Genomic DNA, 11,415 nt, shown 5'->3' with positions numbered 1-11,415 from the left:
CATTTGTTGTTTTAAACCAGCTTGTTTTACCGATATCCTTTGGGGCGGGCATGGATTAAGCTAAATATTAAATAAATAATCATAAAGTCGGCTTCTTTATTTATTTTCATAGCCGGTATGCAAAAACACTTTAAATTATATCTCACATTCCTGTTTTGTTTTCTGTTCTTATTAATTGGCAACCGGGTTGTTAAAGCAAACACACCAGCAGTACACGTAACTCCCAAACCAACCTGGTTAAGTATTTGTAAACCCTATAACCAAAGACCATCAGCACGTACAATAGAAAAAGGTTTTTTTTATGCCCTTATTGAGCAGCAGGTACATATTGAAAAGCAAGCTGAATATCACCATATCATAAAAGAAATAGTATCCGAAACCGGGATCCAAAATGCATCGCAGATCAACGTTGGTTTTGATCCCAGCTTTAAGCGCCTTGATTTTCACGAGATCATTGTATGGCGTAACAATAAACCTATCAACCGCCTAAACATATCAGCATTTAAAGTTATAGCCGATGAACAGGATCTATCTAACTTCATTTACCAGGGTAGCTACTCTGCATTATGCATATTGGATGATATCCGCAAAGGGGATCGCATTGAATATTCATATACCTTAACCGGCCGTAACCCTATATTTAATGGAAAATTTTGCGATGATATCTCTTTTCAATGGTATCAGCCGGTAGCGCATCAATACACCGTTTGGATCACGTCGTTACAAAGAAATTTAAATTTTAAGGCCTTTAATACTATACCTAAAGCAACTATTACTCAAAATGGTGGCTTAAAACGATATGAGTACGAAAGCTTCCAGGTACCGGCTGCCCACTATGACGATAGCCAGCCAGTCTGGTATGAGGGTCGCGCACGCGTTCAGATCAGCGAGTTTAATGATTGGGCCGCTGTTACCAACTGGGCGCTCAGCATAAACCCCGCTGCTATCAATATAAAAGGTGATCTGGCCGCGCGTATAGCCGAAATAAAAACAAAAACAGGTTCCGACCAGGTAAAATACTTTCGCGAAGCGGTAAAAATCGTGCAGGACGAAGTAAGGTACATGGGCATCGAGATAGGGCAATATTCACACCGGGCTAACAATCCCGACAAGGTATTTAAACAACGTTACGGAGATTGCAAAGATAAATCGCTGCTGCTGGTATCAATGCTGCAAGCGGATGGCATTGATGCATCTATGGTATTGGTTAACTCGGGCGTACGGGAACACATTGCCGATTACATACCTACTTACTATGCTTTTGACCATGCCGTGGTTACTGCCAACGTGAAGGGAAAACAGGTTTGGGTTGATGCTACTATTGGTTACCAGGGAGGCACCGGTACCAATATTTATTTCCCCAATTATGGCAAAGGGCTGGTATTAAAACCGGGTAATAAATCGCTCACCGCCATACCACAATCACAAGCAGGAAGTATAGTTTATAACGATATTTATAAAATTAAAAACGATAAAGCTCCTGTTGAATTTACCGTGAAAACTACCTATACCCTCAACGAAGCGGATGACATACGCAGCAGACTGGCATCATCAGGTATGGCCGAAACGGAAAAGAACTACCTGGAATATTATGCAAAAACATATGCAAGAATTGAGCCTAAGGATTCGGTAAGTGTAGTTGATAACCTGGAAAAGAATGTACTTACAACAACCGAAACTTATATTATAAAGGACTTTTTCAAAACTGATTCTGAAACCAATAAACGATCTGTTGATTTGTATGCCAGTTATATAACGCAACAGTTGCCGACAATAAATGGTCAAATAAAAACACCGGTATCGCTAAGTTATCCTCTTAATTACGACTATACCATTAATGTAATATTACCCGGTGGTTGGGATATTACAAACCGTACTAACGCCATTAACAGGGATTATTACAAATTTTCGTCAGATTATTCTTCATCCGGAGATACCTTGCGTCTCAATTATAAGCTGGCTTATCTTAAAGACAATGTGCCGGTTAACAAATTGGCCGAGTTTAAAAGCGATTTAAAGAAACTTAATTATGATGATTTAAGTTACAACTTTACTTATGGAACTGTAAACGAGCCTCCTTCAAACGCAAACAATTTTATGATACTTTTTGCAGGATTCCTTACAGTGGGTCTTATATTTTTAGGTGTTTGGATCTATCAGCGCGAAACCCCGGGCATTGTTTTTAGCTATGGTTCAACATTTACACCTGTTGGCGGCTGGCTTGTATTGGTGATTGTGTTATTGGCCTTAACTGCATTTTTTTCAATATCTGTTCTGCTTGCGGGTGATTACTTCAGCCTTAAAACCTGGAATTTGGGTGGCGTTGGCATCCAGAACCTGAGCTATAAATTATTTGTGATTATGGAAGTCACCTGCTTTATAGCCCTAATATTTTACTCTGTTTATTGCCTTGTATTACTCTTGAACAAGCGCGATATATTGCCAAAAGTAATTACAGGTTATTTCCTGTTCACTGTTGCTTTTGTGCTGGTTGATTTTGTTTGGACGCTTACTATTAAATCCAACAGAATTGTTCAACCACATCCGTACATATTGGTTTACGCGATGATAGTTGCAGCTATATGGATTCCATATTTTAAAAAGTCGTCGCGGGTAGAGGATACTTTTATTGTGCCGTATCCTCCATATAATTACAGTTACGAAGGGCCCGAAGAACATCATTCGGCATCTAAAAACGGATGAGAAATCGCTATATGCCGTAATATATTACGTTTTTCAGCGATATATCGATTATTCAAGAATCCGGTATTTACATTAAGTAATTGATAAACAAATTGTTTATCAATTGGCACAAGATTTGAAAATAAGACTGCATCATTTGTATTCTGCCTTATTTTCAAATAACTCTTACGCAATAATTAAGCCCATAATTTTTATTAAACAGTTTAATAAAAAATTTTAGAATAAATTTGATAAACAATTACCCAATCCAAATGAAATTTCAACAACTATTAGAAGAGGTAAAACAATATGTCACTTCCTATTTCGACGCCTACCAGGATCCGGAACTGATATACCATAATATTAAACATACTAAGGATGTTGTTACTGCAGCAACCAAAATAGCCAACCATTACCAGCTAAGTGATGAGGATTTTTTTGTGGTAGTATCATCTGCATGGTTTCATGACACCGGCTACTTTACGGATAGGGCCGATCATGAAGCAAAAAGTATAAGTATTGCAGAGCATGAGTTGAAACAATTAAAGGTAACTCAGCCTGTGATAGATAAAATTAAAGCCTGTATCCTGGCTACCGAAATGCCTCAGAAGCCAGTTGGCTTACTCCAGGAAATTTTATGCGATGCCGATCTTTTTCATTTAGGAACCGATGATTTTAGTGAAAGGAGTAAAATGGTTCGCAAAGAGATAGAAGCAGTAAAGCGTATCACCATTGATAAAGATGAATGGCGTGCCCGCAGTATTGAATTATTGCAATCGCACAGGTATTTTACAGATTATTGCCGCCTGTTGCTTGGTGATCAGCAACAAAAAAACCTCGACAAACTTTTAGAAAAGCAAAGTACGGTGAAGGATAAAACCGAAACAAAAGAACCTGCTAAAACAGATGAATATGTTGAAGCAGATGAGTCTGCCGAAATAAACATTACCGACGCTTTCGATGACAGCAAAAATGATCACGATAAACATGGTAAAAAGCATAAAAATGATAAGCCCGAGCGAGGCATAGAAACCATGTTCCGGATTAGCTCAAGCAACCATCAGCGACTGAGCGATATGGCCGATAATAAGGCCCATATTATGATTACGGTAAACTCCATTATTCTATCAGCTATAATCAGTTTGGTTTTACGTAAGCTTGATGAGCACTCAAACCTGCTGATTCCTACCTTTATGCTGCTTGGCGTAAGTTTATTAACGATGACTTTTTCTATACTGGCAACGCGGCCATCCATCCCGAGTGGATTGTTTACGCGCGCTGATATTGAAAAGAAAACTGTTAACCTGTTGTTCTTTGGTAACTTTTACCGGATGTCGCTGGATGAATACGCCGACGGTATGATAAAAATGATGGATGACAGCGACTTTTTATATGGCAGTCTTATCCGCGACAATTATTCACAGGGTGTTGTATTAGGTAAAAAATACCGGTTGTTGCGTGCTTCTTATAATATATTCATGTTTGGACTTATTATTTCGGTAGCAGCGTTCATTATTTCGACATTGCTCTAAGCAGTAAATTTTATAGCTAAATAGATAAATACTGCGATTATGGATCATTATTCATTTTTTGATAGGGACCTGAGCTGGTTGCTTTTTAACGAGCGTATTTTGTTGGAGGCCAACAAGGAAGATCTTCCCGTAATGGAAAGGATAAATTTCCTGTCGATATTTTCGTCAAACTTAGATGAGTTTTACCGGGTAAGAATGCCGGTTTTACTGGCCCTGCACAACCTGGCCAAGCATGGCAATAGCGAAAAGGAAGATGTTTTATTGGAAGCACAAATACTGATAGGCCATCAGCAGCAAAAATTTGGGCAAGTATTTACCAGCAGGCTTATTCCCTTGTTAAAAGACAATAAGATTAATCTCCTTTTTAATGAGCCTATACCCGTTGCTATTAACGATAAAGTAAGTGATTACTTTTACAGCCAGGTAATGTCTTTTTTGCAGCCGATAGATCTAGCTGACACCAAAAAGAACTTTTTCCCTGAAAATAACAGGTTATATTTTTTTATAAATCTTCGTACCCGAGACGATAAGGAGCGAAATGTAATACTCAATATCCCTTCAAACCAGTTACCGCGTTTTTACAGTGTTAGTGCTGATGATCGGCAATACATTATTTTCCTGGATGATATCATCAGGCATAACCTTGATAAACTGTTTGCGAATGAAACATTACAAGGATGCTTTAGCTTTAAAATAACCCGCGATGCTGAACTGGACCTGAAAGACGAATACCAGGGCGACCTAACCGAGCAAATAGAAAAGCAACTGTTAAAACGTGATCTGGGCATAGCCACCAGGTTTTTGCATCAACCAGGTATTCCTTTGCGTATACTGCATTTTATAACAGAAAAATTTAGCTTACAAAGTTCAAGTGTGGTTGAGGGCGGGATGTACCATAATCTTAAGGATCTGATGGGCTTACCGGTTAATAATCCTTCACTACGCTACTCCCGTTGGGCACCAGTCACAAACAGTACTATTGGTAGCTGGAGTTCTTTGTTTGATTATATTGAAAAACAGGACTGCATTTTTCACGCGCCATATCAATCATACAATACGATACTGCGCTTTTTTAACGAAGCTGCAACGGATGTGACCGTAGAGGAGATATTTGTAACCCTTTATCGCGTAGCCAGCGATTCGCGAATTGTGAACGCGCTGATTAGCGCAGCCAATAATGGCAAAAAGGTAAGGGTGATGGTTGAGCTGAAAGCACGTTTTGATGAAGCCAATAATATAAAATGGGCTAAAAAGATGAAGGCCGCCGGAGTAAATATCATCTATAGCGATAAAGCACTTAAAGTTCATGCTAAAGTAGCGCTGGTAAAAAGGCAGGTGAATGGTCGTGATAAATATTCTGGACTATTGGCTACCGGTAATTTTAATGAAAGTACCGCCGCTTTTTATACTGACCATATTTTAATGACGGCAAATCCATTGTTGCTGCGCGAAATGGAATTGCTATTTATTTTCTTATCTAAGGGAAAAAAATCTGCGGAGGGTTACCCTATCAATTTTAAGCATTTGCTGGTTGCGCAGTTTAATTTGCAATCGGGCTTTATGGAATTAATAGATAAAGAAATTGCAAACGCGAAACAAAACTTACCTGCCGCCATCACTATAAAGCTAAACAATTTGGAAGAGCGTAAGCTAATTGCTAAATTGTACGAAGCATCGCAGGCTGGGGTTAAAATAAGCATGATTGTGCGGAGCGTTTGTTGTTTAATCCCCGGAATACCGGGTATGAGCGAGAATATCACCATTAGACGTATAGTTGACCGTTACCTGGAGCATGGTCGTATATTTATCTTTCACAACAATGGCGATAAAAAAGTATTTCTTGGCTCAGCCGATTGGATGAACCGTAACATTTACCGCCGTATTGAGGTTTGCTTCCCTGTTTATGATGAAAAGATAAAGGCCGAAATTTTACAGATTATTGATCTACAATTAAAAGATAATGTACAAGCTGTAATTCTAAATGCGCAATTGCAGAATATAAACATCGATGCCAAACCACCCCTGGTGCAATCGCAGCGTGAGATATATAAATTTTTAAGTGGGGTTTAAAAGGTTATAATTATGCGTAAAGCCATTATTTATATATCCATTTTACTTGTTTCGGTAGGTGCTATTTCATTTATATCATGCACCGAAAGGGCCGACAGAAATGGAAATGATAGTCCTAAAGGCTATAACCTAGATAAGCCAATAAAATACAATATGCCCGACGAATTGCTTGAAATCTCGGGAATCACTTTCAATAATGGCAAAAGCGATTCCTTATATGCAGAGCAGGATGAGGAGGGTAAAGTATTTTACTTTAAATTAGGCGATAAACAGGTTAGCCACAGCAGGTTTGGGAAAAAAGGCGATTACGAGGATATTGCTATCTGCCATAACCGGGTAATTATGTTGCGCAGCGATGGGGTACTGTTTACTTTTCCGCTTAGCCAGATAAGAAGCAAAGAAGTAGCCGACGTACAAAAACTGGAAGGCCTTTTACCGCCCGGAGAATATGAAGGTATGTATGCCGACGAAAAATCGCGCCAGCTCTATATTTTATGCAAACATTGTACGGATGAGCACACCACAAAAAGCAGCAGTGGTTACATATTTGCCTTACAAGCCGATGGCTCACTTAAGCAAAGCGGAGATTTCGGCATCAACGTTAAATCTATTGAGAAAATACTGGGTAAAAAGCGGATTGGTTTCCACCCATCGGCATTAGCGAAAAACGTTAATACCAATGAGTGGTACATTTTGTCGTCGGTTAACAAAATATTGGTAATAACGGATATTAATTGGAATGTAACAGCGGTTTACCCACTAAATACTTCATTGTTTGGCCAACCCGAGGGTATGGCATTTGATGCAAACTATAACCTTTATATTTCCAACGAAGGAAGCAAAACCAGCGAGGGGAATGTTTTAAAATTTAAATACACTAAATAATAGCAAAATGATAAGAGACGCGAAACTGATCTGGATTTTTTTTATAATCATTGCATTTACAGGTTATCATAATTGCTTAGCCCAAAACCCAGATATTAATATTTTAAAGAGTATCAACCCTCGCTATCCAACGTCCTTATATTGGCGCAATACCAGTAATTCGGCCTATTATGGAGCAGGAGCTGCCTCCTTCGGCACGCTGATATATGGTTTAGTCAGCAACAATGAAACAGCTAAACGTAATGGTATCGAAACCATTATCAATTTAGGAGCATCTGTTTTAGTTACAGATCTTCTTAAGGTAACCGTAAATCGTACCAGGCCGGCTGATAGATACCCTAACGATGTGTTTGTTAATTCGCCAACGCACAATCAGTCTTTTCCTTCGGGGCATACCAGCCTGGCATTTGCAACAGCAGCCACTTTATCTATACAGTATCATAAATGGTATGTAACCGTACCGGCTTATTTATGGGCATCATCGGTAGGTTACTCCAGGATGTATCTGGGTAAACATTACCCAACGGATGTATTAGCAGGTGCTGCTGTAGGCATAGGTACATCATATGCAGGCCATTGGCTTAATCAAAAGTTATTTAAAAAGCACAACCCAACCGTAACTGATCATGAATAAAAAAATACTTTTCTTATTCATTTTATTCCTGGGCAGGCTTGCCGCAAAGGCCCAGGATTCGGTACGTTACCGGGTAATACTAATAGGTGATGCAGGCGAAATGGGGGTGCATCAAAGCGATGTTTTAAAACATGCAGCGGCTAACATCGTTAAAAACAAAACCATTGTAATGTACCTGGGCGATAATATATACCCAACAGGTATGGGCTTACCGGGCAGCCCTGATGAAGAACGAACAAAAAAGATCCTTCAATCGCAATATCAACCCATGCGTGCTAACGGCGCACCTGTTTATTTTGTGCCCGGCAATCATGACTGGGATAAAATGGGACCGCAAGGACTGGCTAAAATTAAACGCCAGTGGCAATATTTGAATGAGCAACAGGATAGCTTATTAAAAATGATTCCCGCAAACGGATGCCCCGATCCGGTAGAGATTGATCTGAATGAAAATTTAACAGTTATAGCCTTTGATAGTGAATGGTGGTTATATCCTTATAGCAAGATTAATAATGATGCGGAATGCGATTGTAAAACCAAAGATGATATAATAGATAAATTTGAGGAGATATTGAACAGGAACCGCAACAAGGTTATTCTGCTGGCATCACATCATCCATTTCAAAGCTATGGTACACATGGCGGCAAGTTTTCTTTGAAGGATCATATTTTTCCGTTAACTGCCCTCAACAGCAATTTAATGGTGCCCTTGCCGGTAATTGGTTCATTGTATCCTTTTTTACGTTCATCCTTTCCTAATCCCGAGGACTTGAATCATCCCTTATATAAGGATATGATAACGCGAATAGATGGTGTTTTTAAAGGCTTCCCAAATATGATCCACGTAGCAGGACATGAGCATGGCCTGCAATTTATTAAGAGCGACCAGGTACAGGTAGTAAGTGGAGCAGGTGCCAAACGCACTTACGCTACAAAAGGGCCACACACTCTTTTCGCCGATGCTACTCAAGGGTATGTTATAGCCGATATGCTGATCGATAACAGCATCCGTTTTACTTACTATATTGATAGTACAACAGGTGTAAAGCAGGCATTTACCTACACCCAACCTTACACCCGTGTAAAAGAGGAACTTGATGCTGCCGTTAAACCAATTACCGCCGATAGCGTGGTAGTTAAAGTGCATCCTTCCTACAATAAAGTAAGCAAATTTCACCGCACCATATTTGGCGAAAACTACCGTAAGGAATGGGCGGCAGATACTAAATTACCTGTTATCAGAATCTCTGAATTTAAGGGAGGCTTAACTCCCGAAAAATTGGGTGGCGGTTTTCAAACCCATTCCTTACGTTTAATAGATAATACAGGCAAGGAATGGGTGATCCGCAGCGTCGAGAAAAGTCCGGAAAAAGTACTGCCCGAAGAATTCCAGGAAACTTTTGCCAAAGATTGGGTAAATGATGCCATGAGTGCACAACACCCCTTTTCAGCACTCATCGTTCCGCCATTGGCAGATGCCGCACGCGTGCCTCATACCAATCCCCAGATAGGGGTGATGTCGCCAGATGAAAAGCTGGGCAAATACAATAAGGTATTTGATAACAAAGTAGTACTGATTGAAGAAAGAGAGCCCACAGGAAAATCTGATGCTACCGCAAAAATGCTGGCGGTTATGTTGAAGGACAACGATAACAGGTTAGATGGAGATGCGTTTTTACGCGGCCGTTTGCTTGATTTATTAATTGGTGACTGGGACAGGAGGGGCGACCAGTGGCGCTGGCAAGGCACCAAAACCGATAAGGGTATTGTTTATACAGGCGTTCCCCGAGATCGCGACCAGGCGCTTTATACCAACCAGGGTATATTACCTTATCTTGCTTCAAGAGAATGGTTGGAACCCGACTTACAGGGCTTTGATGGTAAAATTCGTAATATATACTACTCTGCCTGGAGCAGTATGTTTGCAGATCTGCTTCCTGATGTAAAATATAATCACGAGCACTGGACAAAAATAGTTAATGATTTTGTTGCTGCCGAAACCGACGAGGTTTTAGAAGCAGGCTTAAAAAGGCTTCCGGCATCATCCTATAAATTAAGGCATGATCAACTATTTAAACAATTAAAAGAACGCCGTGCAAATATCCCGGCGGCGATGGAAGAGTTTTACAAGATCACTAATAAAATTGTTGAGATCCACACCTCCCGCAAAAATGAATTGTTGAATATTAAAGATATCCCGGGTAATGGCCTCAACATTGTTATCAATAAAATTAACAATAATGGCAAAGTAAGAGATACATTAATGGATATCAATTTCATGCCGGATATTACCAAAGAGATTAGGATCTATGTTGGTGCGGGCGCTGATAGGGTGATATTGAATAACGCCACATCCCCTATAAAACTTAGGTTTGTTGATAGCGTGGATGTTAAAAACTATAATATCATCAAATCAAAAAACAAGGTGCAGATTTATGACCCCGGCACGTTTAAGCTTACGGGTGATACTTCAAAGGTGCGTAGATATCTTTCGGCAGATAGTGCTAATATCTCCTACATGGCAACCAATTTATCTAATGTTACCATGCCGCTTGCCAATATCGAAATAAACCCCGATGAAGGCTTTTTGCTGGGCCTTGGTTTTAAATATACCCACCAGGATAGTTTTCGTAAATTCCCTTACAATGATGTGCAGCAGGTGTTTGTAAGCCATTCATTTTCAACTAAAGCATTTAGGGTTAATTATAATGGTGAGTGGATAAAAGCGGTGGGAAATGCAAACCTTTTATTGCAATTTCAGGCCAATTCGCCCCAAAGCCTTAACTTTTTTGGGCGTGGCAATGAAACAGTATTTGACAAAACAGGCGACTATAAAAGATTTTACCGTACCAGGTTCACTACCGTTCAGTTTGATCCCGCTTTAAGCTGGCATAGTAAATCGGGCACCACGATAAACGTCGGTCCATCTTTTCAATACTATAATTTAAACGATGCCGATAACACAGGTCGTTTAATTACAAATCCATTACTTACAAAAAGTACAGATCGTTATAACTTTGATAAACAAAAGCTTTTTGCCGGCGTAATAGTTAATTTTACCAGCGATAAGCGTAACAACCAGATCCTACCTGCCTGGGGAAGCTATGTAAATATTAAACTGCAAGGTTATGCGGGTTTAAATAGCTATTCAAATACCTTTACACAGCTTATACCACAAGCAGCATTGTATAAAAGTTTAAATACTAAGGGTACCGTTGTACTGGCCGAAAGGATTGGTGGCGGTATCACCATTGGTAAAACAGCTTTTTATCAATCCCTGTTTTTGGGTGGGCAGGATAACTTATTAGGATATAGATTATACCGTTTTGCCGGACAATACAGCTTTTATAACAACCTGGAATTGCGTGTTAAACTATTTGATTTTGCCAGTTATATTGTACCGGGACAGGCCGGGCTTTTGGGCTTTTATGATATTGGCAGAGTTTGGGAAAAGGGAGAGCATTCAGATAAATGGCATAATGGCACGGGTGCCGGTTTATATATTGCACCCGCTAAACTGGTAGTAATAAAAATAGTTGCCGGGCACTCTGAAGAAGGATGGTATCCTTATCTTTCAACAGCATTCCGATTTTAACAAGGGATAATTTTTAT

The 11,415-nt window shown here is 39.7% G+C and carries 6 protein-coding genes; all 6 read left to right on the top strand.

The window, feature by feature from the left end:
• The first annotated feature begins 117 nt into the window (after positions 1–117).
• Positions 118–2,703, top strand: a complete 2,586-nt coding sequence (locus tag Q0R88_RS17845) for a DUF3857 domain-containing protein (RefSeq protein ID WP_295718712.1) — start codon at positions 118–120, stop codon at positions 2,701–2,703.
• 251 nt (positions 2,704–2,954) lie between these two features.
• Positions 2,955–4,214 (top strand): Pycsar system effector family protein, encoded by a 1,260-nt coding sequence (locus tag Q0R88_RS17840; protein ID WP_295718709.1) that lies wholly within the window; start codon positions 2,955–2,957, stop codon positions 4,212–4,214.
• A gap of 39 nt (positions 4,215–4,253) precedes the next feature.
• Positions 4,254–6,284, top strand: coding sequence for a polyphosphate kinase 1 (gene ppk1, locus Q0R88_RS17835; RefSeq protein WP_295718708.1), 2,031 nt, complete (start codon positions 4,254–4,256; stop codon positions 6,282–6,284).
• 12 nt (positions 6,285–6,296) lie between these two features.
• Positions 6,297–7,169, top strand: a complete 873-nt coding sequence (locus Q0R88_RS17830; RefSeq protein WP_295718706.1) for an SdiA-regulated domain-containing protein — start codon at positions 6,297–6,299, stop codon at positions 7,167–7,169.
• A gap of 7 nt (positions 7,170–7,176) precedes the next feature.
• Positions 7,177–7,803 (top strand): phosphatase PAP2 family protein, encoded by a 627-nt coding sequence (locus Q0R88_RS17825; RefSeq protein ID WP_295718704.1) that lies wholly within the window; start codon positions 7,177–7,179, stop codon positions 7,801–7,803.
• Positions 7,796–11,398 (top strand): metallophosphoesterase, encoded by a 3,603-nt coding sequence (locus Q0R88_RS17820; protein ID WP_295718701.1) that lies wholly within the window; start codon positions 7,796–7,798, stop codon positions 11,396–11,398. The genes Q0R88_RS17825 and Q0R88_RS17820 overlap by 8 nt, the downstream gene beginning before the upstream one ends.
• Positions 11,399–11,415 lie beyond the last annotated feature (17 nt).

It is taken from the genome of Mucilaginibacter sp., assembly GCF_025362475.1.
Classification (GTDB): domain Bacteria; phylum Bacteroidota; class Bacteroidia; order Sphingobacteriales; family Sphingobacteriaceae; genus Mucilaginibacter.
The sequence above is the reverse complement of the archived record's forward strand: the minus strand, read 5'-3'. Positions and strand labels throughout refer to the sequence as shown.